Raw genomic sequence first — 24,386 nt, forward strand, 5'->3', positions numbered from 1 at the left:
CAATCGTGCCGATGTTGACGTGCGGTTTTGTACGCTCAAACTTTTCCTTTGCCATTCCTCAGGCGCCCTTTTGCGATTTGGGGGACCCTTGGTCCCGTGGTTACATCTGCGCGCGCGAGATATTTGGTTCAAAGGGGAAAATCAAGCACATCCTGAGGGAAATGCGCCGATCACGTTGGATTTTGCGTGACCTCGACGGATTCCAGAGGCTGGATCAGGTCCGGCCGCCGGTCGAACCAGCCATTATCCTTGTGCTCTTCAGCCAGCCATTCCTCGACCCGGTCGGCAATTTTGAGGGCCAGACCGCTCATCTGTTCTTCTTTTGTGCGCTCATGCCCCGATCCTTTGAGGGCACTTCCGCCGGTGGTGTCTTCGAGCACCTGAAATTGCTTACCCTTGGCCAGAAACTCTTTTTTCTTCACGTCATAGACGTTGACCAACACAATCGCAGTGCTTTTAGGGTTGTAGATCACAGGGATCCCCGGCGGGGCCAGCATGTAACCCTCAAGGCTGATGCCAAGGTCATATTCCTGTGTGCCTTCGTAACGCCCTAAACGAATATCAACCGCGTTCTGGATCGCCTTCGTCCATTCGTCAGGTGTGGCGTCCCGCGACACAGGTCCCTGAACGGCCTTGTCCGCAAAGGCATAATTCACACGAAGCTTGAATTCTCCGAGGGATTCAGGCGGCTCATACACCTGTGTCTGTGTGCAAGCGGCCATCAGGGCCAGTCCGGTGATCAGCGTCAGAATGCGCAACATGTCTCGTCTCGATAGGCCTGTTTTTTGTTGATCTAGCGCACCGATACGGGTTGTGCAAAGCCGTATCGGCGGAAATTCACCCGCGCAGCAGCGCGATCACGAAAACTTATAGTCGCGCGGGAAGCCATAGGGCGGTTTTTTCCCGACACTGGCCCGTTTTGCCAGCCATTGCGTCATATCCGCCTCATGTCGGGTCTTGTCGCCGCCCATGGACCATTTCAGGCCTTCTTCCCAGTTGAAGGTCGTTACATCCGACAATCCGCCATCCAGCTCGAGCGTTCCCTGCCGGCCGCGTGCCATATTGTACTTTTGCAAACGCACGCCTTTTCCGCGCGTCATCTCGGGCAGTTCCTGGGTTGGGAAAACCAGGAACTTGCCGTTTTGCGACACCACGGCGACGTGGTCTCCGTCAATCGGCTTGCAGATCATCGCGGTCTCGTCACCCTTGACGTTCAGCACCTGTTTGCCGTTGCGCGTCTGCGCCAGCACGTCATCTTCCGGCACCATAAAGCCGTTGCCCGCGTCCGAGGCCACCAGCAGCTTGCGTCCCGGCTTGTGGATCAGAATGTCGATGATCTGCGCCCCGTTCGGCAGGTCGACTATCAGGCGCAAGGGCTCGCCCATGCCGCGCCCGCCGGGCAGGTTGGCTGCGCTGACGGTATAGAATCGGCCATTCGAGGCAAAGACCAGCAACCGGTCGGTCGTTTCCGCGTGGAAGATGAAACGCGGGCCGTCGCCGTCCTTGAACTTCAACTCGCGCTTCAGGTCGATATGGCCGGTCATGGCGCGAATCCAGCCCATCTGCGAGCAGACGACCGTAATCGGTTCCTTGTCGATCATCGCCTCAAGCGGCACTTCCTCGACCTGCCCCGCCTCGGCAAATCTGGTGCGGCGTGCACCGCCTTCGTAGTCTTTGCCAAAGGTCTTCTTGGTTTCTTTCAATTGCTCGGCAATCTTGGCCCATTGCAGGGCGGGATCGGCCAGCAGATCTTCGAGATTGGCGCGCTCTTCCATCAGCGCGTCACGTTCGCGAACCAGCTCCATCTCTTCCAGACGACGCAAGGAGCGCAGGCGCATATTGAGGATGGCGTCGACCTGAACTTCTGACAGCTCGCCCTCGCCCGGCTTGGGTGTGACGTAGTCAGATTCATCGGTGGCGCGAACGTGGTCGATGCCCCAGTCCTCGCGCATCAGCGCGGCCTTGGGGTCGTCGTCATAACGGATGATGTCGATTACACGGTCGAGGTTCAGGAAGGCGACGATAAAGCCTTCGAGCACTTCCAACCGGTGGTCGATCTTGGCCATGCGGTGACGCGAGCGGCGCAGCAGCACCTCTTGCCGGTGATCGAGGAAGGCGCGCAGCACTTCCTTCATCGAACAGACCTTGGGTGTCACCCCATCGATCAGCACGTTCATGTTCAGGCTGAACCGCACCTCGAGGTCCGAGTTGCGGTATAGCATGCCCATCAGCACCTCGGGGTCCACGTTCTTGGAGCGTGGCTCGAGGATCAGACGGATATCGTCGGCGGATTCGTCGCGCACATCTGCGAGGATCGGGATTTTCTTGGTCTGGATCAGTTCCGCGATCTTTTCGATCAGCTTGGATTTCTGAACCTGATAGGGAATCTCGGTGACCACGATCTGCCACTGGCCGCGACCCAGATCCTCGACCTCGAACTTGCAGCGTAGCCGGAACGAGCCCCGCCCGGTGCGATAAGCCTGGGCGATGTTCTCGGGTGGTTCGACGATCACGCCACCGGTCGGAAAATCCGGGCCGGGGACATATTTCAGCAACGTGTCGTCCCGCGCGTCCGGTGTTTTGATCAGGTGGAGGCAGGCGTCACAAAGCTCCGAGATGTTGTGAGGCGGGATGTTCGTGGCCATGCCGACGGCGATACCGCTGGCGCCGTTGGCCAAAAGATTCGGAAACTGCGCAGGCAGCACCACCGGTTCAGTCAGCGTGCCATCATAGTTGTCGCGGAAATCCACGGCGTCTTCGTTCAGACCTTCCAGCAGCGCCTCGGCCACGATGGTCATCCGCGCCTCGGTATATCGCGAGGCCGCCGGATTGTCGCCGTCGATATTCCCGAAATTCCCCTGCCCATCGACCAGCGGGTAACGCACGTTAAAGTCCTGCGCCAGGCGCGCCATTGCGTCGTAAATCGCGGCATCGCCATGCGGGTGGTAATTGCCCATCACGTCGCCGGAAATCTTGGCGGATTTGCGAAAACCTCCGGTTGCACTGAGTCGCAGCTCTCTCATCGCATAGAGGATTCGCCGGTGTACCGGTTTCAATCCGTCCCGCGCGTCCGGCAGGGCGCGATGCATGATTGTGGACAGCGCATAGGTCAGGTAACGCTCGCCTATCGCGCGGCGCAGCGGTTCTGCAACCTCACCCCCGTGGTCGGGGGCCTCCATGTTGGGGTCGTCGATCGTATCGTTCATATATGATGTGATACGACGCAAGAACGCCTTGGTAAAGCAAGCAACGCGTATTTTACTGGGGACAAGTCGGGCTTTTTGCAACAGGGGGAGGCAAGTCGGTGTTTTCCCCGAATTTTCGACTCTGCCCTTATATTATGCTACCATTCCAACAATTGAATGATTGCTGCCTATTTTGTTGTTACGATTGAATTGGGGGATGCGCCATGACGCGCCTTGTACTTGTTACTTTCGCCGCACTCGGCTGGACTTTTTACGTGATGAGCGGAGGTCCTGACTTTGAGCCGCGAGGTGTCCGCACAGCGGAGCCCGAGCGTGTTGCCATTGCCCCGAAACCTTCAAGGCCGGCTATCGAATCCGCGCCCGCCGAAACTCTGGTCGCGCGTGCTGCGGTAAAGCCTCCGGCGCCGGTCGCATCGGTCACTGAACCCGTGGCCGAGCTGGACGAAGCAGAAACCAAAGCGCTGCTGTCGCAAGTCGCAGCTGGCCTGAAGGCAAACCCCTCACTGTTCGCTGACGAAAACGTCACTCTGACCCTTGCGTCGCTGGAACAGGGTCTGGCCTCTCTCGAACAGGTCACCACCGACGCCGAGCTGCCAACGGTTGAACTGCCCGCCCCTGTCGAGGCCGCCAAGGATATCCGTGAAATTTCGGGAACCCGCGTGAACCTGCGTGATGGGCCGGGGACGATCTATCCGATCATCGGCAAAGCCAGGATCGGCCAGCAGGTTGAGGTATTCGGGGATTCAGGTACCGGCTGGTTGCGCCTGCGCGTGTTGCCGGGGCAACAGGTTGGGTGGATTTCGGCATCACTCGTCCGGAAAACAACGAACTGACATCGAAGTGTCATTGCCCTGCCGCAAACCCCGCCATAGCTATGGGCGGGGATCAGGCTCGGAAGGCATATGCAGAAATCGATTCTTATCACGGGATGCTCGTCAGGCATCGGTCTGGACGCGGCACACGGTATGCGTGCAAGAGGCTGGCGCGTTTTTGCATCCTGCCGCCAGCAACGCGACTGTGATCGCCTACGCGCACAAGGCTTTGAAAGCCCCAGAATCGACTACACTGATGCAGACAGCATTACATCGGGTTTGTCCCACGTTCTCGAGGCTACAGGCGGCTCGCTGGATGCCCTTTTCAACAATGGCGCACATGGCTTGCCCGGCGCGGTTGAGGATGTTCCGACGGATGGCCTGCGCCATATATTTGAGACCAATGTCTTTGGTTGGCACGAGCTGACCCGACAGGTCATTCCCGTCATGCGGGAACAGGGTCATGGCCGGATTGTGCAGTGTTCCTCGGTTCTGGGGCTTGTCGCCTTCCCGTGGCGCGGCGCGTATGTCGCCACAAAATACGCGATCGAAGGGCTGACCGACACGCTGCGGCTGGAACTTCGGGATACCGACATCCACGTCGTCCTGATCGAGCCCGGCCCCATCACCTCTAAACTCCGGGAAAAGGCGATCCCATTGTTCGAGAAATATATCGACTGGGAAAACTCGGCCATTCGGGAGAAGTACGAAGACTCGTTACTGAAGCGCCTTTATGAAAGCAGTGGGCCAGACCGATTTGAACTGCCCGCCTCTGCCGTCACGGACAAGCTGGCCCATGCGGTCGAGGCCCGACGCCCCAAACCACGTTACTATGTGACCACTCCGACATATATCGCCGGGATACTGCGCCGCATTCTGCCTACAAACGCCTCTGATCGAATCCTTTCGGATATCTGAGACGATATTTCCCGTTCGCTTTTCGACGCCCTGACGCTAGATGGGTGGTAATCGAAAAAAACCGGACGGTGACTTCAAATGGACCTTGTGATGGTCATTCTGCTTCTGGCTATGGCGGCAGTTGTCGTAGTGCTGGCCTTAGGCATCGCGAATTTTGGCAAAGGCGGCATGGAAGCGGCCAAGAAAAGCAACAAGATGATGCGCCTGCGCATTCTATTTCAGTTCATCGCCGTGTTGCTGATCGTGCTTTTCGTGTATCTGCGCGGACAGGGAGTTCAATAAATGGTCGTACTCAACAAAATCTACACACGCACTGGCGATGACGGGAAAACCGCCCTAGGCAACGGAGAGCGCGTGGCAAAATATTCGGGCCGCGTCGCAGCCTATGGCACCGTGGACGAACTGAACGCTTTTGTCGGCGTGGCACGGACCGAGGCCGAAGGTGATGTCGAAACCGCGCTGTCGCGCATTCAAAATGACCTGTTCGATCTGGGTGCCGACTTCTGTCGCCCCGACATGGAAAAAGACGCCGAGGCCGATTATCCCCCCCTGCGTATCGTGCCTGCCCAGATCGACCGGCTGGAAGCCGAGATCGACGCAATGAACGTGACGCTGGAACCTCTGCGCAGCTTCATCCTGCCCGGTGGCTCGCGTCTGGCAGCACATCTGCACGTTTGCCGGACCGTTTCGCGTCGGGCGGAACGGCTTGCGGTCGAGCTGACGAATATGGAGCCCGTCAACGACGTGGCGGTCAAATACCTCAACCGTCTCAGCGATTGGTTCTTTGTTGCAGCACGCTGCGCAAACGCAAACGGCAAAGACGACGTGTTGTGGGTTCCGGGCGCGAACCGCTGATCGCGAAATACAGAGTCGCGGGTAATATTCTTTCGCCTCTTGGCAAAAAAATTGCAAAACGCGACGTCCCGACGCCATGACGTGACGATTTTGCTCTGTTGTGACACTGCGGCAGGCGCTATCTAGTCGGTCGAGAGCATTGGTGGAGTCGCCTGCGCGGCTTACCGTTTTTTTGAGGAGAAAGCGCTACAATGAAGGTACTGGTGCCTGTCAAACGCGTGATTGACTACAATGTGAAGGTCCGCGTGAAAGCGGACGGTAGCGGTGTTGATCTCGCCAATGTCAAAATGTCGATGAACCCGTTCGACGAAATTGCAGTAGAGGAAGCGATCCGCCTGAAAGAAGCCGGCAAGGCCGACGAAGTCGTTGCTGTTTCGATCGGCGTAAAGCAGGCGCAGGAAACCTTGCGCACCGCGCTGGCCATGGGTGCCGACCGCGCAATCCTGGTTGTGGCGGCTGACGATGTACACACCGATATCGAGCCTCTGGCCGTTGCCAAGATCCTGGCCAAAGTGGTCGAGGAAGAGCAGCCTGGCATTGTTCTGGCAGGTAAGCAGGCGATCGACAACGACATGAACGCCACCGGCCAGATGCTGTCGGCCCTGCTGGGTTGGTCCCAGGGCACCTTTGCGTCCGAGCTGGACATCGAAGGTGACACCGCCAAGGTCACCCGCGAGGTCGATGGCGGGTTGCAGACCATCAGCGTCAAGATGCCGGCCATCATTACCGTGGACCTGCGCCTGAACGAGCCGCGCTATGCCTCGCTGCCCAACATCATGAAGGCGAAGAAAAAGCCGCTGGATGAAAAAACCGCCGCCGATTATGGCGTCGACGTCACCCCGCGTCTGGAAATCGTCAAGACCGAAGAGCCGCCGGCACGCGCGGCAGGCATCATCGTGGGCTCGGTTGACGAGCTGGTCGAGAAACTCAAAGAAGCGGGGGCTGTGTAATGGCTGTACTTCTGCTTGCCGAAGTGAACAACGGCGAACTTGCGATGGATGCGACCGCAAAGGCCGTGACCGCCGCGAAAGTGCTGGGTGACGTAACCGTTCTGGCCGCAGGCGGGTCTGCCGCTGCTGCCGGTGAGGCCGCAGCCAAGATCGACGGTGTCTCCAAGGTGCTGGTCGCCGAAGACCCGTCGCTGGGCCACCGCCTGGCGGAATCGACCGCAGCCCTGATCGTGGGCCTGGCCGATGGCTACGAGCACATCGTGGCACCGGCCACCACCGACGCCAAGAACGTGATGCCCCGCGTTGCAGCCCTGCTGGACGTGATGGTGATCTCGGATGCCTCCGGCGTGGTTGACGGCTCGACCTTCGAGCGCCCGATCTACGCGGGCAACGCGATCCAGACCGTTAAGTCGAACGACGCAAAGAAGGTCGTCACCATCCGGACCGCCAGCTTTGATGCGGCCGGCGAAGGCGGTTCGGCCGCGGTTGAGACCGTGTCGGTCGGCGAAAACCCCGGCCTGTCCGAATGGGTCGAGGACAAGGTGGCGGAAAGCGACCGTCCAGAGCTGACCTCGGCTGGCGTCGTTGTTTCGGGCGGCCGTGGTGTCGGCTCAGAAGAGGACTTCAAACTGATCGAAACGCTGGCCGACAAGCTGGGTGCCGCGGTTGGTGCGTCGCGTGCGGCCGTTGACTCGGGCTATGCACCGAACGACTGGCAGGTGGGTCAGACCGGCAAGGTTGTTGCCCCGGATCTGTATGTCGCCGTCGGTATTTCGGGCGCGATCCAGCACCTGGCCGGCATGAAGGACTCGAAGGTCATCGTGGCGATCAACAAAGACGAAGAGGCGCCGATCTTTCAGGTCGCCGATTTCGGCCTGGTCGCAGACCTGTTCCAGGCGGTACCGGAACTGACTGAAAAGCTCGGCTGAACCGGATATCCGGATTGATCCGCAAAGGCCCGCCAACAGGCGGGCCTTTTTCAGTTCAGGTTCCGCAAGGCGATCAGCAGGTGTTCGGCAATTTCTCGATGCGCGGACGGGCCGATCATATGTTCCGCAATCGGCTGCTGAAGCGTTCCGAACATAACATCTTCGAGAGAATCTGATTGAGCGGATACAGGCACCGAAACCTCGACGACATCAGCGCATAGCGGGCGCAGTTGTTCGATCATGGCGGCGTCGGGCACGATATGGTCGACATGCGATCCGGTTTGCCGCTGCACATGCAGCCAAAGCAGTACCACGCCGGGTTCGATCCGTTCTATCATGTCCCTGGTGGAGCGTATCCAGACCTCTCGCAGTTCCTGCGCTACGACTTCGAAACGGGCGTCTTCTGTTGCGCTCAGCTGCTCCAACAAATGGCGCACAAAATGGATTTCCGTGAAGTCAACATCCGGGTACAGCCCCAGCAAGTCCGCGGTGGGTTCAAGGAACCGATCGTTGCGGCGCGGGTGCACGCGGTAAAACCGGTTCGATTGGCGCAGAAGATCGGGCACCTGCAACACGCATAGGTCTGACTGATTGACCAGATTCAGCACCCCCGGATCAGTGGACAACGCTTCGACTCCGCAAAACAGGCTGCCGAAGTTGACGCATGGCTTTCCCAATCGCTTCTCAAGCACGGCAGGAAACGGGTTATCGACGAATCTGCCGAAAGTTTCCTCTCCTCCCAGACAGGCCACATAGGGCTGATCCAACGTGCCGGGTGGACCCCGGAACCAAAGTTTCGAATTGGCATATTGGCAGGCGGACTCCCTACCGCTGTTTGTCTGATGAAAGCTCATATCAAGCCCCCCGTTTTCTCACCCGGTGCCATCTTGTGGTCATAGATATTGAGATTTTCCTAATGCGCGCATTTGAAGCGAAATTGACCGCCTTGATCCTCTTGCCGCCTGCCCCGGTCTGCCGATACTGTCGCGGTATCCTACAGGGCAAAGGCAGCTGAACATGGAAGTTAAATCGGTCGGGGTGATTGGCGCGGGGCAAATGGGCAACGGCATTGCCCATGTTATGGCGTTGGCGGGATACGACGTCTTGCTGAACGATGTCAGCCAGGATGCACTGGACAACGCCATTGCCACGATCGAAGGCAACCTGGCGCGGCAGGCGTCGCGTGGCAAAATCACCGACGAGGCGATGAAGGCTGCGCTAAAACGGATTACGACCACTCTTGAGCTGCCGAAACTGGGTCAAACCGATCTGGTTATCGAGGCGGCAACCGAGCGGGAAACGATCAAGCAGGCGATTTTCGAGGACCTCCAACCGCACCTGCTGCCGCATACGATTCTGACGTCAAATACATCCTCGATTTCCATCACCCGCCTGGCAAGCCGCACGGATCGGCCCGAACGGTTCATGGGTTTTCATTTCATGAACCCTGTCCCTGTTATGCAGCTGGTGGAATTGATCCGCGGCATCGCCACGGATGAAGAAACTTTCAACGCCTGCAAAGCGGTGGTGGATCGGTTGGGCAAAACGGCGGCCAGCGCCGAGGACTTCCCGGCCTTTATCGTGAACCGGATCCTGATGCCCATGATCAACGAGGCGGTCTACACACTCTATGAAGGTGTGGGGAACGTTCAATCCATCGACCAGTCAATGAAACTTGGGGCGAATCATCCCATGGGCCCGCTGGAATTGGCGGACTTCATCGGGTTGGATACCTGTCTGGCGATCATGAACGTGCTGCATGACGGGTTGGCCGATACCAAATATCGTCCCTGCCCTCTCCTGACGAAATATGTCGAGGCCGGGTGGCTGGGGCGCAAGACCGAGCGCGGTTTTTATGATTACCGAGGCGAAGCTCCGGTGCCGACACGCTGAGGGGGCCGGCCCCCTCGCCCGGACTTTGTCCGGGCTCACCCCCGGGATATTTTTGGCCAGATGAAGACGCGGATCAGGTCTGTTCCGACTTGCCCAGAGACATGGTGTGATTTCTGAGCCAGGCCATGAAACCGCGCGGATCGCGCTCCAGCAACTCCATGTCGTGGTCCGAAATCGGTTCGCCGATCACCGGCGACTGGGGTTTGTTGCAGGATCGGACGATCTCATGCAGCAACAATCCCTGCCGTAGAATTGCAGAGACACGGTTGGCGATCTGATACCAGCGTGAATTGCAGCCCGGAAAGAAAATCGGCACCACGCGCGCGCCCGAACGGCGGATCATCTTGGCGGTGAACACGTTCCATTCCCGCTCGATCGCAGGCCCGAACCAATCATCCGAGGACATCACAACACCGGATGGGAACAGCGCCACAACGCCGCCGTTTTTGAGATGCTCCATGGCTTTGCCGCGCATTTCCAGCATCTTGGCCTGCGCCTCGGGGTCATGTGGGAACGGAACCGGGATCATGAATGACGTGGCCGCTTCGTCCAGACCCGTCAGAACCGAACGGGTCAGGATGCGGTAATCGCTGCGTACCCGGCCGATCAGTTCCGCCAGAATCATGCCATCGACCATACCGTGCGGGTGGTTGGCGACGACAACGACCGGGCCGGTCTTGGGAATGCGGTCAATCTGCTCCTGCGGTGTGGTCAGGTCGATTCCCATAGTCTTGAGGGCACCGCCCCAGAACCGCTGGCCGCGATAGTATTCGTTCTTTTTTTCGAACTTGTTGACCATGCGCAAAATGGTCAGCTTGCCTGTGCACCACTCGATGGCCCGAATGGCGGTCGCTGTCCAGGCATCGTCGAATGAATTCGCATAGGTCAGCGTTCTACGGTCGTAGATCTCACCCTGATCTGTGGTCCCATCCACCACCGGGTTTGTCTTGGTCTCGTGCGTCGTTTCCGCCAATTCCTGGTCTTCCCGTTCTTCCTGTCCCGGCGGGGTGGCTTAGAACCCCTCTCCGAACTTGTCGTTCACAAGCGTTTCCAGAGCTTCTGCCAATGCCTCAGCATCCGGCCCGGACGTCTCGACGTCAATAGTTGTTCCGCGCGATGCTGCCAACATCAAAAGGCCCATGATGCTGTCGCCTGATGCAGAAAGTCCGTCTTTTGACACCTCAGCATGTGCATCGAACCCCTCTACAACCTCAACCAGCTTTGCCGAGGCGCGTGCATGCAGGCCCTTTTCATTGATAATTTTCAGGCTTCGGCTCGTCATATTCAAAAATCCGTTTTTAATCCAATGTCACATTCTGCGCATTGATGTACTTCCGTCCAGCCTCCATTGCCTGACGGACGGCATCACCAATGGGCAAGTGGCGACTTTTGGCCAATTTGATCAGCATCGGCAGGTTTGCCCCATACAGAATACGCCGGTCCTGAGGCGCGCAGGCACGCAGGCTGAGATTCGAGGGGCTTCCGCCAAAGAGGTCGGTGACAACAACGACACCATCGCCGGTGTCCACTTCGTCAGCGGCACGGCAGATTTCGGCCTGTTTTTCGTCCCGGTCATGGTCAGCCTCGATCGCGACCGCCACGAGGCTGGCCTGTGGTCCGACCACGTGTTGTGTGGCGGCCAGGTATTCCTGAGCCAACCCACCATGTGCAACGATCACAATTCCGATCAATCCGACCTCACATTCAACGACCGACGTTCCATCTCGCGATGCCTAATTGCCACCTGCTGCCCATCTTCCGCAAGGGCCTTTGCAACGGCCTCTGCCAGGGCAACTGATCTGTGCTGGCCCCCTGTGCACCCAAACGCCACGGAAAGATGCGCTTTTCCCTCGGCCCGAAAGGCCGGCAGCAACAGGGTCAGCAAGTCCAGCACACGTTCAAAAAACGGTAAGTAGTTAGCGTCTGACTGCACATAGTGCGCAACGTCAGGGTTTCGACCATCCGCTGCGCGAAATTCCGGGCGCCAGTACGGATTCGCCAGAAACCTGCAATCGAACACCATGTCCAATCCACGCGGAAGGCCACGTTTGTAAGAAAAGGATTCGATGGAAACCGCCAGATGCCGCCCGCCTTGCGGGGCGAACCAGTGCTCGACCTCTTCCCGCAGCTGATGCACGTTCAGAAGGCTGGTGTCGATCAGCGTATCCGCAATCTCTCGTATCGGCGCCAGCAGCTCTTTTTCGCGCTGAACGCCGGTTTCCGGGCTGGCATTCTTGGCGACGGGATGCCGCCTTCGGGTTTCTGAAAACCTGCGCACCAGAACATCATCACTGCAATCCAGGTACAGAACCGTCAGATCGACCTGCGCCAAGCGGCCCAGCTTTTCAGCCAATTCTATGAAACCGATCGTCGAGAAATCCCGGTTGCGGGCATCTATACCCAAAGCCATGGGACGGTCGCTGTCAGCACTGTCGAGCAAGCGCGACAAAAGACCCATCGGCAGATTGTCGATGGCTTCAAAGCCCAGATCTTCCAGCACATGAATGGCCGTGGATCTTCCTGCCCCGGAGGGCCCCGTGACAAGTACGATCCGCCTTTGCGATGTCATGAATTCGGCCATTCCGGGTTTACGCGCCCATTTCCTAGAAGCTGCATCATCGCTACAGCCAAGTTGGGCACGCCCGCGCCCCGAAGCAAGGGAACAGTTTGCCTCAGCACGGAAACCGTCAAAGGTTCGGGCAGACGCTCGGGCTCTGGCTGATCCAGATCCACAACGTAATCCAGCGGAACCGGACCACTGGGTTCGGCTTTGATCAGGCCAATTTGGCGCGCCTCGATCAAGCCGCGGATCTGCGATACGGCCGAAGCGATCACCCGATTCTGCCGCATCTCCAAATTGACGCGGTCATCGGCGACCAGTTTCGCGCCGAAGGCCATCATTTGCAACGCCAGCCCGGACTTCCCTGTGCCGGAAGCACCGATGATCAAAAGCCCGCGTCCGGCAACCGAAACGCAGGAGGCATGAACACAGGCGCTGTCCTGATCTTTCGCGAGTGACAACGAATCAATATGCATGGGTTTAAACGGGCAACCCCACGACAAAGCGGGCACCCAGAGGATCCGATGTGATATCGGCCTCGGTCGGGCGGATGTTTTCAGCCCAGATCACTCCGCCATGGGCTTCGACAATCTGCTTGGAGATCGCCAGCCCCAGGCCCGAGTTATTGCCGAAATGTTCCGCCGGACGCTGCGAGTAGAAACGCTTGAACACTTTGGTAAGCGCCTGTTCGGGAATTCCAGGGCCGGTGTCTTCAACAACGACCAACACACGGTTGTCCCGCTGTCTGACCCAGACGCGAATGGCGTCGTTTTCTTCGCAGAAGGAAATCGCGTTGGTGATCAGGTTGACGAAGACCTGCGCCAGACGCGCCTCCAGCCCGTTGATCACAATTGGCTCAGAGGGCAGATCCGTAATGTAATCGATGCCCTTGGAGCGCGCATCCTCGCCCAGATACTGGCCGAGATTGCCCAGCAGCTTGAGCAGGTCAAAGGGCTGCTCTTCTTCCTTGACCAGTTCCGCATCCAGACGCGACGCATTTGATATGTCGCTGACCAGCCGATCCAGACGCCGTACGTCATGCTCGATCACGTCCAGCAGCTTGTCGCGCTGATCCTCGCGTTTGACCATCCGCAGGGTTCCCACGGCGGATTGCAGGCTGGCCAGCGGGTTTTTGATTTCATGGGCGACATCGGCGGCAAACTGTTCGTTTGCGTCGATCCGATTGTACAGCGCGGTCACCATACCCCGCAAAGCGCGACTGAGACGTCCGATCTCATCAGGACGGGCGCTGAGGTCGGGAATGCGGATGCGCCCGGGATTGACACCCGTGCCCCGGTCTTTGCCCATCTCTGCCGCGGATGCCAGATCGGCCAGCGGGTTGGCAATGGTCGAGGCCAAAACAAGGCTGAGGCCCACGGAAACCAGCAGCGCCACCACGAACATCTGAAGAATGCGCTCCTGCTCGCGGCGGGCAAGCGCGTCGATTTCACCGGCCGGGCCGGTAATGGCCACCGCGCCGGCGGGAACATCCGCATAAAGGATCGGTGCGGCAGCCACGATGACCGTCTCACCCGCGCTGTCCTGTACCGCCTGTACCTGGCTGTTACCGGCAATCGCTTGCGGAATGATGGTCTGAACACGCTGCGCCAACGTCGGTGCCTCGGTTTCAGTTGACCAGTTGAGCAGGTTCGACAAACCTGTCCAGACGGCATTCAGCGTGTCGCTGATCACCGTGCTGCCGGTCTGCATCTCGGCCTCGGATTGCAGAAGAACCGGCATGTCGGAGGCTTGCGGGGCACCACGTGTCCAGCCGATCAACGTGCCGCTGGCGTCATATACAAAAACCTCGCCCCCTTCGGGCAGGGTGAGGCCAGACAAGGTATCCTTGACGTCCAGGTTCCCGGCATTCTGCCCGGATTGCTGTGCGCCCTGACGCAGCTGGGTTTCAAACACGTTGCTGACAAGCTGCGCATCGCCCAGCAGATTGCGGGCGGTCTGCTGAACCTTTTCTTTTCGCGAGTCATCCAGATACAGCAACCCAGTGACCAGAATCACCAGAGCGATCAAGTTGAACGTGATGATTTTGCGCGCCAGAGGTGAACCGCGCAGAGAAAACAGGTTCCTCCGGGATCGCTTTTCCCTCAGCTCCGCTGACTCGGGGTCCTGAGGAATGACCCAGTCATCCCCTAGAACGACGTCACCGTCGCGCATTTCGCTGGCTTGTTCGGTGTCGCGCACGAGACCCCATTACCTCTTGCAGGCGGCCGCGCCTATTCTTCGTTGTACCGGTAACCGATACCATACAAGGTCTCAATCGCCGAGAACTCGGGGTCAGCCGCGCGCATTTTTTTCCGCAGGCGCTTGATGTGGCTGTCGATCGTGCGGTCATCCACATAGACCTGATCATCATAGGCGACATCCATCAACTGGTCGCGGCTTTTGACGAATCCCGGACGTTGGGCCAGCGCCTGAAGCAACAGGAACTCGGTCACGGTCAGGGACACATCATTGCCTTTCCAGCTGACCGCATGGCGCAGCGGGTCCATTCTCAGGTCGCCGCGTTCCATGACTTTGGTGTCATTGCTGTTGGTTGCGACCGCGTCGCCGCTGGTCGCCTCTTGGCGGCGCAGCAAAGCCCGAATGCGTTCGACCAGCAAACGCTGCGAAAAAGGCTTCTTTACATAGTCATCGGCGCCCATACGCAGGCCCAGCACCTCGTCGATCTCATCGTCCTTCGAGGTCAGGAAGATCACCGGCATCTGCGTCTTCTGACGCAGCCGTTGCAGCAGATCCATGCCGTCCATTCGCGGCATCTTGATATCCAGAACAGCCATGTCCGGCAGTTTCTTGTTGAACGCATCCAACGCGGCCTGGCCATCATTATAAGTTTCAACCTCGAAACCTTCGGCTTCGAGGGTCATGGATACAGACGTCAGAATGTTTCTATCGTCATCCACAAGTGCAATCTTTGACATCGGGCTCACCCCTATTCCTGCTCACTCGCGCAATAATTCGCTTATTTGTAAGGCATTGTTGGCGGTTTTAAGACGCCGAATCAATCCGTAACTGCGAATCATGCCTTTGTTGCGGCAGGTCTGCGGCAAATTTGCCTTGATGCCCGCAAAAATCTGCCCGCTTTTCCGACATTGAATTTCTGATGGCGCTAAACCCGGACTTGGTTGCGCTAACTGCGTCAAACCCGCCTGTTCATGCCCTGAATGACCGTGATAAGACGCGCTCAGCCGCCGGTTTTCCCGGCTCACTGCCCCAAAGGCGCAACGGCCAACGACCTTCGCGCCGCCACAGGAGAAGACACACATGACATCTGGACGGGTTAACCCGCAATTCCGCCTCGAAGATCAGGGCATCGAGGGTCTGGGCAATGTCTATTACAACTTCATGGAACCGGCGCTGATCGAAGAGGCGCTGAAGCGCGGCGAAGGCACACTTGGCAATGGTGGAGCGTTCCTAGTTACCACAGGAAAGTTCACCGGCCGGTCGCCCAAGGACAAACACGTGGTCAAGACCGACAGCGTTGCCGAAACCATCTGGTGGGAAAACAATGCCGAAATGAGCCCCGAGGGCTTTGACGCACTGTACGAAGACATGCTGGCCCACATGAAAGGCCGCGACTATTTCGTACAGGACCTCGTCGGTGGCGCGGACCCGGCTTACGCAATCAATGTACGAATGATTACCGAACTGGCGTGGCACAACCTGTTCATCCGCCACCTGCTGCGTCGCCCGGACCGCGAAGACCTGGATGAGTTCACGGCCGATTTCACCGTCATCAACTGCCCCAGCTTTCAGGCCGACCCGGCAAAGCACGGTTGCCGCAGCGAGACCGTGATTGCAATGAACTTCGACCGCAAACTGATCCTGATCGGCGGCACTGAATATGCCGGTGAAAACAAGAAGTCCGTTTTCACCCTGCTGAACTACATGCTTCCTGAAAAAGGTGTGATGCCGATGCATTGTTCGGCAAACCATGCTGTTGGCAACCCGGTCGATACGGCCGTGTTCTTTGGCCTGTCCGGCACTGGAAAGACCACCTTGTCCGCAGATCCTTCGCGTATACTGATCGGGGATGACGAGCACGGCTGGTCCGATCGCGGCACCTTCAACTTCGAAGGCGGTTGCTATGCCAAGACCATCAACCTGAATGCCGAGGCAGAGCCGGAAATCTATGCCACCACTTCGAAGTTCGGAACCGTGATCGAAAACATGGTCTTTGACCCCGAAACCAAGGAACTGGACTTCGACGATGACTCGCTGACCGCCAACATGCGCTGCGCCTATCCGCTCGAGTATATCTCGAACGCATCCAAAAGCGCTCTGGGTGGTCACCCGAAGAATATCATTATGCTGACCTGCGATGCATTTGGCGTTCTGCCTCCGATCGCGCGGCTGACGCCGGCCCAGGCCATGTATCACTTCCTGTCGGGATTCACGTCAAAAGTGGCCGGGACCGAACGCGGCATCACCGAGCCGCAGCCGACATTCTCGACCTGTTTCGGCGCGCCGTTCATGCCCCGTCGCCCTGAGGAATACGGCAACCTGTTGCGGGACAAGATCGCCCAGCACGGCGCGACCTGCTGGCTTGTGAACACCGGTTGGACCGGCGGCGCCTATGGCGTGGGCAGCCGGATGCCGATCCGCGCGACACGCGCCTTGCTGACCGCCGCTCTGGAAGGGTCTCTGCGCGACGCCGAGTTCCGCAAGGATGCCAATTTCGGCTTTGACGTTCCAGTCTCTGTCCCGGGGGTTGCCGAAGTTCTGCTGGACCCGCGTCGTACCTGGGACGATCAGGCAGCCTTCGACAAACAGGCCGAAAAACTGGTGCAGATGTTTGCCGAGAACTTTGAACAATATCTGCCCTTCATCGACGACGACATCAAAGCCGTCGCAATTGGATAAGACAGGAAGAGGGGCCACAGCGCCCCTTTTTTATTTCGCCCACTGTACTTCTTGCTAAGGTTGTTTGTCGCAAAAAGCACATACAATTGCGTTGTTTCAAAATGCAATTTGCGCTAGCCCTGATAGTCGCTGAGACGAAAAAACCCGGCACTTCTGCGCCGGGCACTGACTGAAATTAGATTGGGGGTCGCTCATATGCGCACACTCACAACGCTGGATTGAGCAACCTAATCAGTCACCTAGTCTAAGCGAGAGGGGATGAGTGTCAATACGAGACTTGCTGACTTGCGCGTCATTCAGCATGGCTCAAACAGTCGCAATTAGGCGGCAAATGGCACGGCAAACGATAGGTAACATTATGACTGAGATCTCGAAACTCACCGAACTGCGCAAGCTGATGCAAAGCATGGAGCGTACGTTAGGCTTGGAGAAACTATCTCCGGTTGAACGCGACATCTACTATGCCGCCGAAGAGCTTTCCAAGTCCGATCAGGAAGTGCGCACATTCGGTTTGATCGAGCACACGTTGGTTCAAAGTGTTTCGCGCCCAACATTCTTTCGCGCGCTGAAATCGCTGGTCGAAAAAGGCTATCTTTCTCAAAGCGGCAGCGCCAACCGGGGACGGTACATCGTTCATGCACCCAAATGATGCGATCCACCCGCGCAAGAAGCCGTGATAACTTTGCGCGGGTGGGCTACTGAAACGCTTTTGGCCTCTTTGGCCTATGTGCTGGCGTCGTTCCTTACATTCGCCGTCCTGATGCCGTTGCAGAACGTGTTTTTCCCGGAATACCCAAGCCGCGCGAGCCTGTTGTTTCTGCCGCATGGCGTGCGGGTTCTGACAGCCTGGCTGTTGGGGTGGCGCGCCGTTTTCGCATTATTGCCCGGCGTGTTCATCGTTTTTGCCTATTTGGGTGGAACGGATGTGTTCCTGCCCAGCCGCCTGATGGCCATGGCGATTGCGGTTCTGACGGTCCCGACCGTGTTTTATCTTCTGAAGGCAATCGGGTGGGATCTGTTTCCCCGTCCGGATCGCAAACCCTGTTGGATATGTGTGATGGGCGTCGGAATCGTAACGTCCTTCCTTGTCTCCGGGTTGACCAACCTGGCTTTTGGCAGCGCGACGGTGGAATATATCGCATTCCTGATCGGCGATATCTCGGGTCTGTTCTTCCTAATGATGGGCCTGTATTTTGCTTTCCGGTTTGCCGACAAGCGCTCGGGCTGACGCGTTACCCCACCAAACCGCGTCGAAGCAGGTTCAGGCCCGCAATCAGCAAAACGAACAAGGTCGCTTTGCGAAAACTTGCCTGATCAATACGGTCCTGCAGCTTCATGCCTATCCACATCCCGGCCAGGGCCGGAACGATCAGGGCTGCCGAAAATTCAAGTGTTTCTGCATACAGAATGCCTGATCCAATATGTGCGACCAGCAACAAAACCGCCCCCAAACCGTAGATTACGCCCTGAATTCGAATCTGTTCGGTCTTGGGGGTGTTCAGCGCCGTTAGATAGGCAACTGTCGGAGGCCCCCAAACTCCTGACATGCCGCCAACAAACCCCGCCACGCCACCTACCACAGCCTCGACTACGGTCGAGGGTTGGTTCAACGCCATTCTGAACCCCAGAACCTGTAACAGCGCAAAAACTGACACAAAGCCGCCCATCAGAACCAGAAAGACAGACCCCGGGATCAATGCGACCAACTGTGCGCTGAGCAGCAGAAGAAGACCGCCAACAACAAGGAAAACCCGAAAGCGCCGAATCGAGGCGACCGCGGCGACACGACCACCGCGTAGGGCCTGCAGCCCATTGGTCACCAGCGTCGGCAGAATAAGTCCCGCCAGGGTCAGATCCGGCGGCAGAAATGAATTCAACCCCGACACCAAAATCATGGGCATCGCGAAACCAACCATGCCTTTGACCCATCCAGAGGCAAACGCGATTGCCATGGCCATCAGCAGTTCCTGCGGGGAAAGAATGGAAAACAGGGTCATGTCCCCTAGATATCATCTGGATTTTCTTCTGCATTGCAAAAATGTTGGGGTAATATTTGAACTTTTTCGTAGCGTAATAAGTATTTTTGTTGCGCTGCACGTGCAGCATGATATGACCAGACGACCGAGGAAAGGACGCGATTCATGGCCCACGACGGACAGGATATGACCGAGATGACAACTGCTGCAGTTTTGCCCGATCTTCTGAACTTGACCCGGGCTGCCGTACCCGCGGTAGCAGCCGTTTTTGAAAAAGCCCGCGAATCCGTGCGCGGCATGGTCTCGGCGGATGGCCGTATCTCTGGTGCATTGATCGAGGCAAACCAGACCGCCGCGCATGGACTGGCATGGCTGGCCACGTACAACCAGTCGCTGCAACAGATGCAGCGCTGGGCCGAAGCACTTCAGGCCGAAGGCAAGTTCGGCGAACTCGAGCAGTTGCTTCACCAGATAGCCTTTGGCGAGTACCTGCATCAGGTCGCTGGTGGCATCCCGATGAACCAGGGCGAAGTCGTGCGCCTTCAGGATATGGGCCTCGGCTGGGATGCGCTGTCGGGCTTTCAGTCGTCCGAAGTACAGACCTTGATGGCGCAGGCGAATTCACAAACCGCACGTAGCCGTTTGGTCGAGCTAATGCAGGATCAGGCCGGCGCCACAATGTTCGGCGCGTCGGGCCTGGACGAAGAACTTGAAATGATCCGCGACCAGTTCCGCCGCTATGCGCAGGAAAAGGTCGAACCGTATGCCCATGAATGGCACCTCAAGGATGAGCTGATCCCGCTGGAAATCATCGAAGAACTGGCGGAAATGGGCGTTTTCGGGCTGACCATCCCCGAAGAGTTTGGCGGTTTCGGACTGTCCAAAGCATCCATGTGCGTCGTTTCCGAAGAACTGTCGCGTGGCTATATCGGCGTGGGCTCGCTGGGCACCCGTTCGGAAATCGCGGCCGAGTTGATCATCGCCGGCGGCACGGAAGAGCAAAAGGCCAACTGGCTGCCAAAACTGGCCAGCGCCGAAATTCTGCCGACGGCTGTCTTCACTGAACCCAACACCGGTTCGGATCTTGGCAGCCTGCGTACCCGGGCCGTGAAGGACGAGAACGGTGATTACCGGATCACCGGCAACAAGACCTGGATCACCCACGCCGCGCGGACCCATGTCATGACCTTGCTGGCGCGGACCGATCCCGACAGCACAGATCACCGCGGCCTGTCCATGTTCCTGGCGGAAAAGACGCCCGGCACGGACGACAATCCCTTCCCCACCCCCGGCATGACCGGGGGTGAGATCGAGGTTCTGGGCTATCGCGGCATGAAGGAATACGAGCTGGGCTTTGACGGCTTCCACGTCAAGGGTGAAAACCTGCTGGGCGGTGAAGAAGGCAAGGGTTTCAAACAGCTGATGGAAACCTTTGAAAGTGCCCGCATCCAGACCGCCGCGCGCGCCATCGGCGTGGCGCAAAGCGCGCTGGATATCGCCATGCAATATGCCATCGACCGCAAGCAATTCGGCAAATCGCTGATCAACTTCCCGCGTGTCTCGGGCAAGCTGGCAATGATGGCGGTCGAGATCATGATCGCGCGCCAGCTGACCTATTTCAGCGCGTGGGAAAAAGACCACGGCCAACGCTGTGATCTTGAGGCGGGCATGGCCAAACTGCTGGGCGCCCGTGTGGCCTGGGCAGCCGCCGATAACGGGCTGCAAATTCACGGCGGGAACGGCTTTGCACTGGAATACAAGATCAGCCGCGTTCTGTGCGACGCGCGCATTCTCAACATTTTCGAAGGTGCGGCCGAGATTCAGGCACAGGTCATCGCACGACGTCTGCTCGGGTGACCGGAACCGGCGCCCGTTTCCCCAACTGACCCGGCCATTGCGCCGGGTCTTTTTCTTGGTTTTTGAGGTTTTGTACGCCTCCTACCCACGGACCTTCCGTTTTGTACGGACCATTTTTGCATCTCTGACCGGCAGGGCAACGGCGAACCGTGTCCGCAGCAACCCAAACTTCCCCTTTGATCCCGGCCCATTCGCCGTTAGAGCGTCAGATTGACCCGACCGAAACCCGATCAGCACCTGGTACATCGCATGACCCGATCCTTCTTTGCACTTTGCGCCACTCTGGCGGTGCTCGTTCTTGCGGGCTGCACCACCCCTGCGCCAACGGCCGATCAGAGCGATGTCGAAGCGCTTGCCCAGTCGATCCGAATGCTCGGGCCGGATGTCGATCCGGCCGAGGCTCAGAGAGCGGCCACCATCGCCTATTCCTACTCGCAGCAGTTGGCGCGGGATTGGAATGTCACCGACCCCGCCATCATCCACAACGCCAAGGTCATCAACGGGTTCCGCGAAAAGGGGCTGTGCAACGATTGGGCAGAAGCCATGACCAAGCGGCTGCGGCAGGAAAACTTCCGAACATTGGATCTGCACTGGGCCACGTCGCCGCCGACGTCTTTTCGCATCATCCACCATTCGGCATTGATCAGCGCCAAGGGGGATTCGATGTATGACGGCATTATTCTTGATCCCTGGCGCAACAGTGGCGCGTTGTTCTGGGCGCCGGTGCGTGAAGATACGCGCTATAACTGGAAACCCCGGCAGGAAGTGCGTGCGCGACTGCTGAACGGGTCTCTTCCCTACTGATCCGGTTCCAACAACATCCCCTATGCGCTAAGACCCAGCCATGACTCGCCTGATCCTGACCCTGCCCTTGTTGGCACTGTTCCAATGCGAGAAGGACGAAACCGTCGCCGCCTATGGTGCGGCGGACCAGACCTGGGTTCTGAGGGAGATCGATGGTCAGCCCTATGAGGCGAGCGCTCTGCTGCGGTTTCCCGAAGAAGGCAGGATTACCGGGAACGCTCCGTGCAACAGCTATGACGGAACACTCAACGCGCCCTACCCGTGGTTTGAGGTTCAGAACCTCAACGCGACGCGCGCCGCCTGCGCGGGGCTCGAAGCGGAAGGGTTCTACTTTGCCGCCCTCATGGCCATGACCCAATCCGAGGTGTCAGGCAATGTGCTGATCCTGCGCAATGAGGACGGGCACGAGATGGTGTTCACAGCCGCCGAGTGACCTGATCCACGAACCGGGCCCGCGCTTCGGGCAGCGGATTATGCCCCAAAGACGGAGCAACGCGGTGCTCCAGAAAATATCCGGTCGTGCGCAGGGCCTCTGCGACCTCGACATCGGGCGCAGTGCCTTCACCTCGCAGACAAGGCGGCAGGGGCAACAGCTTGTCCGCCCATTCCCCGGCGCCATTGGCGCTGACGGAACGGCCTGTTTTGGGGGATACATAGATCAATCCTTCGGTCACACCGGTCACGGCGCAGGCTGTCAGATCAAGGCCAAAGCCAAGTTCGTCAAGCAACGCGAGCTCCCATCGCAGATAGGCCAGAGGCCAGACTTCATCCTGCCCCAACAGATCCATCAACTGTTCCGTCCGGGAATAAAGCGCGGGGTGTGGTTCCCGTTCGGGCAGACAAAAGGACAACAGCGAAACGACCGCGTTCAGCCCGGACAGTGCCAGCCGCCCTGAAAACGCGGCTGCCGCGCGGGACCGCAGGGGTTCGACCTGAAAGGTGCCGATATGTTCTTCCAGCCGCGCGCGCCACAGCACGTCCAGTTGCGCCCCAGGTTGCAGGATCGGCGCAATCTTGCGGCTGGTCCCGCCACGCACCACACCGGCGTGACGCCCGTGGCCTTCGGTAAAGACCTCGATGATCGCCGCTGTTTCACCATGGCGGCGTAATGTCAGGAGTATTCCATGATCGCGCCAGTCCAAAACCTGACCCTGTTGCTGGTTTGGTTGGTTCGCAGAAAATCCCAAGCGACGTTGGCGCGCAAGAGCGGAAGTGCTTCAACCCCTTTTCAGCGCGCGTTCTTTTCCGAAGCCGCCATAGTTTTGTGACTTCGCGCCACCCGGCTTGTACGCGTTTTTACGACCCCCAACTGCGCTTCAACAGAAGGGGCCGCACCATGATCGATGACGAACCGAAACCCGCCACATATTACGACGAACGCGAAATCTGGACACCGGACCCAACGGCGGCCGACATGCAGGTCTATGAGACATTTGCTTCGACCGTTGTCGAACTTGTGCAGGTGCTGGATGACAACAAGCCGATGTTGTCGAGGGATGTCTACGCACGCTTTTCTGCGTCTCTGCTGCACCTGTCCAGGGTGTTGGGCGAGTACGAAGACGGGTGGAACGGCGGACATGGCGCGTGATCCCAAGACATGCATAGACTGAAGGGCAGAGCATCGGCTTTTCATTGCAACGGTCCGGCACGATATAGCGACCAGACCTGACCACGGTGGATTCCGTTGTGCCTCAACATGAACCCGCCGCCATTCTTCAGATCACCAATGTGCCCCGCCAGCACGCGCCTGCTGCCGCTTGGCCGATGGAAACCCCGTCTGTCGTCCGGGGTGTCGCCAACTGCGGGCAAAAGAATGCGTTGCTTTAATCCCGTTCAGGCCATAATGTTCTTCTTATGTTCTAAAGCGGGATTCCCAAAATGTCTCTTAATTACGTCATGATCGGTTCCAACGACGTTGCCAAGGCACGCAGCTATTACGACGCGGTTATGCCCCGGATCGGCGGAAAGGTCGTCGCCGAGTATATGCCGCATGCTGTATGCTATGAGCTGCGCGGCGGCGGATGCATATGGGTCGCGACACCGTTCGACAAAAAAGACGCGACAATCGGCAACGGAAACATGGTTGGCCTGCTGTGCCAAAGCACAGAAGAAGTGCGTGATGCGCACGCGGCCGCGCTTGCAAATGGCGGAACAAACGAAGGTGATCCGGGGGACCGCCCCCAATATGGCCCAAACTTTTTTGGTGCCTACGCACGCGACCCTGACGGGAACAAAATGAGCTTTGTCTATTTTGGCGACGCGGATTGATGGCCCCACGCATCGTCTGCGACCGCAAACAAGAAAGACCCAAGCCAGCGTGAAGTTCAGAACGTCACACCCGCATGAACCAGAATTCCTATGACCATCAGCAGGTTCAGCACCATCGAGATACCGTTGCCCACATAGATGGGCAACTTGCCCACCACCAGACCATATGCAAACCACAGGAAGGACAGCCCGGCATAAAGCGACCAGGACAGAAGCGACTGACCAGTAGCGTGTTCTGAATGGGTAAAGTAGAGCTTGACCAGTTGCGGAAGCGTGGCAAAAGGACCAACAACCCCGACAAAGACCATGAAGCTTTCGAACCGCTGCATCCAGTGGCCGAGTTCCGATTTTTCCAGTTTCTCAGCAAGCGTTTCAGCCACGAAAGCACCTCTTGGTTGCGCCTGTCCACAGGGCAAGCCAGCCCTGCCAGTGTAATTGCCGGGGTAAAATAGTCATTTTGGTCTCTGCGTCAAAGACCCT

General features: G+C 58.1%; 30 protein-coding genes. 16 read left to right on the forward strand and 14 right to left on the reverse strand.

Annotated features, from left to right (window positions below; all coding sequences use genetic code 11):
* Nucleotides 1-190, forward strand: a 190-nt coding sequence (locus tag GOW09_RS22415) for a hypothetical protein (RefSeq protein WP_216597966.1), incomplete at its 5' end; no start/stop codon positions are given.
* Here the strand turns inward: GOW09_RS22415 and GOW09_RS19615 are convergent.
* Nucleotides 171-761, reverse strand: a complete 591-nt coding sequence (locus GOW09_RS19615; RefSeq protein ID WP_171120224.1) for a hypothetical protein — start codon at nt 759-761, stop codon at nt 171-173. The two genes, GOW09_RS22415 and GOW09_RS19615, sit on opposite strands and share 20 nt — an antisense overlap.
* Nucleotides 762-857: 96 nt before the next feature.
* Nucleotides 858-3,206, reverse strand: a complete 2,349-nt coding sequence (parC, locus tag GOW09_RS19620; RefSeq protein WP_171120227.1) for a DNA topoisomerase IV subunit A — start codon at nt 3,204-3,206, stop codon at nt 858-860.
* 203 nt (nt 3,207-3,409) lie between these two features.
* Between parC and GOW09_RS19625 the strand changes: the two genes are divergently transcribed.
* The 6 genes from GOW09_RS19625 (at nt 3,410) to GOW09_RS19650 (ending at nt 7,670) form a co-directional block, all read left to right on the forward strand.
* A complete protein-coding gene (locus GOW09_RS19625) occupies nt 3,410-4,039 on the forward strand; it encodes an SH3 domain-containing protein (protein ID WP_253284302.1) in 630 nt (209 codons plus the stop codon).
* 69 nt (nt 4,040-4,108) lie between these two features.
* A complete protein-coding gene (locus tag GOW09_RS19630; protein WP_171120229.1) occupies nt 4,109-4,936 on the forward strand; it encodes an SDR family NAD(P)-dependent oxidoreductase in 828 nt (275 codons plus the stop codon).
* Nucleotides 4,937-5,014: 78 nt separating this feature from the next.
* Nucleotides 5,015-5,218 (forward strand): twin transmembrane helix small protein, encoded by a 204-nt coding sequence (locus GOW09_RS19635; protein ID WP_152457110.1) that lies wholly within the window; start codon nt 5,015-5,017, stop codon nt 5,216-5,218.
* Entirely contained in the window at nt 5,219-5,791 is a 573-nt protein-coding gene (locus GOW09_RS19640) for a cob(I)yrinic acid a,c-diamide adenosyltransferase (protein WP_171120232.1), read from the forward strand. It abuts the gene before it with no gap.
* 191 nt (nt 5,792-5,982) lie between these two features.
* The gene (locus GOW09_RS19645) at nt 5,983-6,741 is read left to right on the forward strand and encodes an electron transfer flavoprotein subunit beta/FixA family protein (protein ID WP_152457108.1); all 759 of its coding nucleotides are present in this window, start codon (nt 5,983-5,985) and stop codon (nt 6,739-6,741) included.
* Nucleotides 6,741-7,670: an electron transfer flavoprotein subunit alpha/FixB family protein gene (locus GOW09_RS19650; protein ID WP_152457107.1), complete on the forward strand. Its 930-nt coding sequence runs from the start codon at nt 6,741-6,743 to the stop codon at nt 7,668-7,670. The genes GOW09_RS19645 and GOW09_RS19650 overlap by 1 nt, the downstream gene beginning before the upstream one ends.
* A 50-nt stretch (nt 7,671-7,720) precedes the next feature.
* Here GOW09_RS19650 and GOW09_RS19655 read toward each other — a convergent pair whose 3' ends face one another.
* Nucleotides 7,721-8,524, reverse strand: a complete 804-nt coding sequence (locus tag GOW09_RS19655; protein ID WP_254442764.1) for a DUF6473 family protein — start codon at nt 8,522-8,524, stop codon at nt 7,721-7,723.
* A gap of 163 nt (nt 8,525-8,687) precedes the next feature.
* Between GOW09_RS19655 and GOW09_RS19660 the strand changes: the two genes are divergently transcribed.
* The gene (locus GOW09_RS19660; protein ID WP_171120234.1) at nt 8,688-9,563 is read left to right on the forward strand and encodes a 3-hydroxybutyryl-CoA dehydrogenase; all 876 of its coding nucleotides are present in this window, start codon (nt 8,688-8,690) and stop codon (nt 9,561-9,563) included.
* A 73-nt stretch (nt 9,564-9,636) separates the two neighbouring features.
* Here the strand turns inward: GOW09_RS19660 and GOW09_RS19665 are convergent, their stop codons facing one another.
* Genes GOW09_RS19665 through GOW09_RS22420 form a run of 8 tightly spaced genes read right to left on the reverse strand, consistent with a single transcriptional unit; the run spans nt 9,637 to nt 15,404 of the window.
* On the reverse strand, nt 9,637-10,536 hold the full coding sequence (locus tag GOW09_RS19665) for a lysophospholipid acyltransferase family protein (RefSeq protein WP_171120236.1): 900 nt from the start codon (nt 10,534-10,536) through the stop codon (nt 9,637-9,639).
* Nucleotides 10,537-10,575: 39 nt separating this feature from the next.
* Nucleotides 10,576-10,845 carry an HPr family phosphocarrier protein gene (locus GOW09_RS19670; RefSeq protein WP_152457104.1) on the reverse strand — a complete coding sequence of 90 codons (270 nt, stop codon included), beginning with the start codon at nt 10,843-10,845 and terminating at the stop codon, nt 10,576-10,578.
* A 16-nt stretch (nt 10,846-10,861) separates the two neighbouring features.
* A complete protein-coding gene (locus GOW09_RS19675) occupies nt 10,862-11,254 on the reverse strand; it encodes a PTS sugar transporter subunit IIA (RefSeq protein WP_152457103.1) in 393 nt (130 codons plus the stop codon).
* Entirely contained in the window at nt 11,251-12,144 is an 894-nt protein-coding gene (rapZ, locus tag GOW09_RS19680) for an RNase adapter RapZ (protein ID WP_254442765.1), read from the reverse strand. The genes GOW09_RS19675 and rapZ overlap by 4 nt, the downstream gene beginning before the upstream one ends.
* Entirely contained in the window at nt 12,129-12,599 is a 471-nt protein-coding gene (locus GOW09_RS19685; protein ID WP_171120241.1) for an HPr kinase/phosphorylase, read from the reverse strand. Before GOW09_RS19685 ends, rapZ begins: the two co-directional genes overlap by 16 nt.
* A 4-nt stretch (nt 12,600-12,603) precedes the next feature.
* Entirely contained in the window at nt 12,604-14,295 is a 1,692-nt protein-coding gene (locus tag GOW09_RS19690) for a sensor histidine kinase (protein WP_170345114.1), read from the reverse strand.
* Nucleotides 14,296-14,354: 59 nt separating this feature from the next.
* A complete protein-coding gene (locus GOW09_RS19695; protein WP_170344852.1) occupies nt 14,355-15,059 on the reverse strand; it encodes a response regulator transcription factor in 705 nt (234 codons plus the stop codon).
* 21 nt (nt 15,060-15,080) lie between these two features.
* On the reverse strand, nt 15,081-15,404 hold the full coding sequence (locus GOW09_RS22420) for a hypothetical protein (protein ID WP_217360294.1): 324 nt from the start codon (nt 15,402-15,404) through the stop codon (nt 15,081-15,083).
* On the opposite strand from GOW09_RS22420, the gene GOW09_RS19705 reads away from it, so the two are divergent.
* The 3 genes from GOW09_RS19705 to GOW09_RS19715 all read left to right on the forward strand — a co-directional run bounded on the left by GOW09_RS19705 (nt 15,403) and on the right by GOW09_RS19715 (nt 18,229).
* Complete coding sequence (locus tag GOW09_RS19705) at nt 15,403-17,001, forward strand: phosphoenolpyruvate carboxykinase (protein WP_152457097.1); 1,599 nt, start codon at nt 15,403-15,405, stop codon at nt 16,999-17,001. The two genes, GOW09_RS22420 and GOW09_RS19705, sit on opposite strands and share 2 nt — an antisense overlap.
* Nucleotides 17,002-17,359: 358 nt before the next feature.
* The gene (locus GOW09_RS19710) at nt 17,360-17,650 is read left to right on the forward strand and encodes a hypothetical protein (protein WP_152457096.1); all 291 of its coding nucleotides are present in this window, start codon (nt 17,360-17,362) and stop codon (nt 17,648-17,650) included.
* Between the two features lie 24 nt (nt 17,651-17,674).
* Complete coding sequence (locus GOW09_RS19715) at nt 17,675-18,229, forward strand: hypothetical protein (protein WP_254705346.1); 555 nt, start codon at nt 17,675-17,677, stop codon at nt 18,227-18,229.
* Between the two features lie 4 nt (nt 18,230-18,233).
* On the opposite strand, the gene GOW09_RS19720 is transcribed toward GOW09_RS19715, so the two are convergent.
* Nucleotides 18,234-18,998: a sulfite exporter TauE/SafE family protein gene (locus tag GOW09_RS19720; RefSeq protein WP_171120243.1), complete on the reverse strand. Its 765-nt coding sequence runs from the start codon at nt 18,996-18,998 to the stop codon at nt 18,234-18,236.
* A gap of 144 nt (nt 18,999-19,142) precedes the next feature.
* Between GOW09_RS19720 and GOW09_RS19725 the strand changes: the two genes are divergently transcribed.
* The 3 genes from GOW09_RS19725 to GOW09_RS19735 all read left to right on the forward strand — a co-directional run bounded on the left by GOW09_RS19725 (nt 19,143) and on the right by GOW09_RS19735 (nt 22,071).
* A complete protein-coding gene (locus GOW09_RS19725) occupies nt 19,143-20,834 on the forward strand; it encodes an acyl-CoA dehydrogenase family protein (RefSeq protein WP_171120245.1) in 1,692 nt (563 codons plus the stop codon).
* A gap of 249 nt (nt 20,835-21,083) precedes the next feature.
* Nucleotides 21,084-21,638 carry a hypothetical protein gene (locus tag GOW09_RS19730; RefSeq protein WP_171120385.1) on the forward strand — a complete coding sequence of 185 codons (555 nt, stop codon included), beginning with the start codon at nt 21,084-21,086 and terminating at the stop codon, nt 21,636-21,638.
* A 40-nt stretch (nt 21,639-21,678) separates the two neighbouring features.
* Nucleotides 21,679-22,071 carry an META domain-containing protein gene (locus tag GOW09_RS19735; RefSeq protein ID WP_171120247.1) on the forward strand — a complete coding sequence of 131 codons (393 nt, stop codon included), beginning with the start codon at nt 21,679-21,681 and terminating at the stop codon, nt 22,069-22,071.
* On the opposite strand, the gene recO is transcribed toward GOW09_RS19735, so the two are convergent.
* Nucleotides 22,055-22,780 (reverse strand): DNA repair protein RecO, encoded by a 726-nt coding sequence (recO, locus tag GOW09_RS19740; RefSeq protein WP_171120249.1) that lies wholly within the window; start codon nt 22,778-22,780, stop codon nt 22,055-22,057. The two genes, GOW09_RS19735 and recO, sit on opposite strands and share 17 nt — an antisense overlap.
* A gap of 194 nt (nt 22,781-22,974) precedes the next feature.
* On the opposite strand from recO, the gene GOW09_RS19745 reads away from it, so the two are divergent.
* On the forward strand, nt 22,975-23,226 hold the full coding sequence (locus tag GOW09_RS19745; protein ID WP_152457090.1) for a hypothetical protein: 252 nt from the start codon (nt 22,975-22,977) through the stop codon (nt 23,224-23,226).
* Nucleotides 23,227-23,516: 290 nt separating this feature from the next.
* Nucleotides 23,517-23,906: a VOC family protein gene (locus GOW09_RS19750; protein ID WP_152457089.1), complete on the forward strand. Its 390-nt coding sequence runs from the start codon at nt 23,517-23,519 to the stop codon at nt 23,904-23,906.
* 56 nt (nt 23,907-23,962) lie between these two features.
* On the opposite strand, the gene GOW09_RS19755 is transcribed toward GOW09_RS19750, so the two are convergent.
* Nucleotides 23,963-24,286: a SemiSWEET transporter gene (locus tag GOW09_RS19755; RefSeq protein ID WP_152457088.1), complete on the reverse strand. Its 324-nt coding sequence runs from the start codon at nt 24,284-24,286 to the stop codon at nt 23,963-23,965.
* Nucleotides 24,287-24,386: the final 100 nt, after the last annotated feature.

Origin of the sequence: Ruegeria sp. HKCCA5463, from assembly GCF_013034175.1 — a bacterium.
Lineage (GTDB): Bacteria > Pseudomonadota > Alphaproteobacteria > Rhodobacterales > Rhodobacteraceae > Ruegeria.

Excerpts from the sequence above, each read along its gene's own strand:
- GOW09_RS19615 (WP_171120224.1), bottom strand. The coding sequence starts at position 761 with ATGTTGCGCATTCTGACGCTGATCACCGGACTGGCCCTGATGGCCGCT.
- parC (WP_171120227.1), bottom strand. The coding sequence starts at position 3,206 with ATGAACGATACGATCGACGACCCCAACATGGAGGCCCCCGACCACGGG.
- GOW09_RS19625 (WP_253284302.1), top strand. The coding sequence starts at position 3,410 with ATGACGCGCCTTGTACTTGTTACTTTCGCCGCACTCGGCTGGACTTTT.
- GOW09_RS19630 (WP_171120229.1), top strand. The coding sequence starts at position 4,109 with ATGCAGAAATCGATTCTTATCACGGGATGCTCGTCAGGCATCGGTCTG.
- GOW09_RS19635 (WP_152457110.1), top strand. The coding sequence starts at position 5,015 with ATGGACCTTGTGATGGTCATTCTGCTTCTGGCTATGGCGGCAGTTGTC.
- GOW09_RS19640 (WP_171120232.1), top strand. The coding sequence starts at position 5,219 with ATGGTCGTACTCAACAAAATCTACACACGCACTGGCGATGACGGGAAA.
- GOW09_RS19645 (WP_152457108.1), top strand. The coding sequence starts at position 5,983 with ATGAAGGTACTGGTGCCTGTCAAACGCGTGATTGACTACAATGTGAAG.
- GOW09_RS19650 (WP_152457107.1), top strand. The coding sequence starts at position 6,741 with ATGGCTGTACTTCTGCTTGCCGAAGTGAACAACGGCGAACTTGCGATG.
- GOW09_RS19655 (WP_254442764.1), bottom strand. The coding sequence starts at position 8,524 with ATGAGCTTTCATCAGACAAACAGCGGTAGGGAGTCCGCCTGCCAATAT.
- GOW09_RS19660 (WP_171120234.1), top strand. The coding sequence starts at position 8,688 with ATGGAAGTTAAATCGGTCGGGGTGATTGGCGCGGGGCAAATGGGCAAC.
- GOW09_RS19670 (WP_152457104.1), bottom strand. The coding sequence starts at position 10,845 with ATGACGAGCCGAAGCCTGAAAATTATCAATGAAAAGGGCCTGCATGCA.
- rapZ (WP_254442765.1), bottom strand. The coding sequence starts at position 12,144 with ATGGCCGAATTCATGACATCGCAAAGGCGGATCGTACTTGTCACGGGG.
- GOW09_RS19685 (WP_171120241.1), bottom strand. The coding sequence starts at position 12,599 with ATGCATATTGATTCGTTGTCACTCGCGAAAGATCAGGACAGCGCCTGT.
- GOW09_RS19690 (WP_170345114.1), bottom strand. The coding sequence starts at position 14,295 with ATGCGCGACGGTGACGTCGTTCTAGGGGATGACTGGGTCATTCCTCAG.
- GOW09_RS19695 (WP_170344852.1), bottom strand. The coding sequence starts at position 15,059 with ATGTCAAAGATTGCACTTGTGGATGACGATAGAAACATTCTGACGTCT.
- GOW09_RS19705 (WP_152457097.1), top strand. The coding sequence starts at position 15,403 with ATGACATCTGGACGGGTTAACCCGCAATTCCGCCTCGAAGATCAGGGC.
- GOW09_RS22420 (WP_217360294.1), bottom strand. The coding sequence starts at position 15,404 with ATGTGTGTCTTCTCCTGTGGCGGCGCGAAGGTCGTTGGCCGTTGCGCC.
- GOW09_RS19710 (WP_152457096.1), top strand. The coding sequence starts at position 17,360 with ATGACTGAGATCTCGAAACTCACCGAACTGCGCAAGCTGATGCAAAGC.
- GOW09_RS19720 (WP_171120243.1), bottom strand. The coding sequence starts at position 18,998 with ATGACCCTGTTTTCCATTCTTTCCCCGCAGGAACTGCTGATGGCCATG.
- GOW09_RS19725 (WP_171120245.1), top strand. The coding sequence starts at position 19,143 with ATGGCCCACGACGGACAGGATATGACCGAGATGACAACTGCTGCAGTT.
- GOW09_RS19730 (WP_171120385.1), top strand. The coding sequence starts at position 21,084 with ATGACCCGATCCTTCTTTGCACTTTGCGCCACTCTGGCGGTGCTCGTT.
- GOW09_RS19735 (WP_171120247.1), top strand. The coding sequence starts at position 21,679 with ATGACTCGCCTGATCCTGACCCTGCCCTTGTTGGCACTGTTCCAATGC.
- GOW09_RS19745 (WP_152457090.1), top strand. The coding sequence starts at position 22,975 with ATGATCGATGACGAACCGAAACCCGCCACATATTACGACGAACGCGAA.
- GOW09_RS19750 (WP_152457089.1), top strand. The coding sequence starts at position 23,517 with ATGTCTCTTAATTACGTCATGATCGGTTCCAACGACGTTGCCAAGGCA.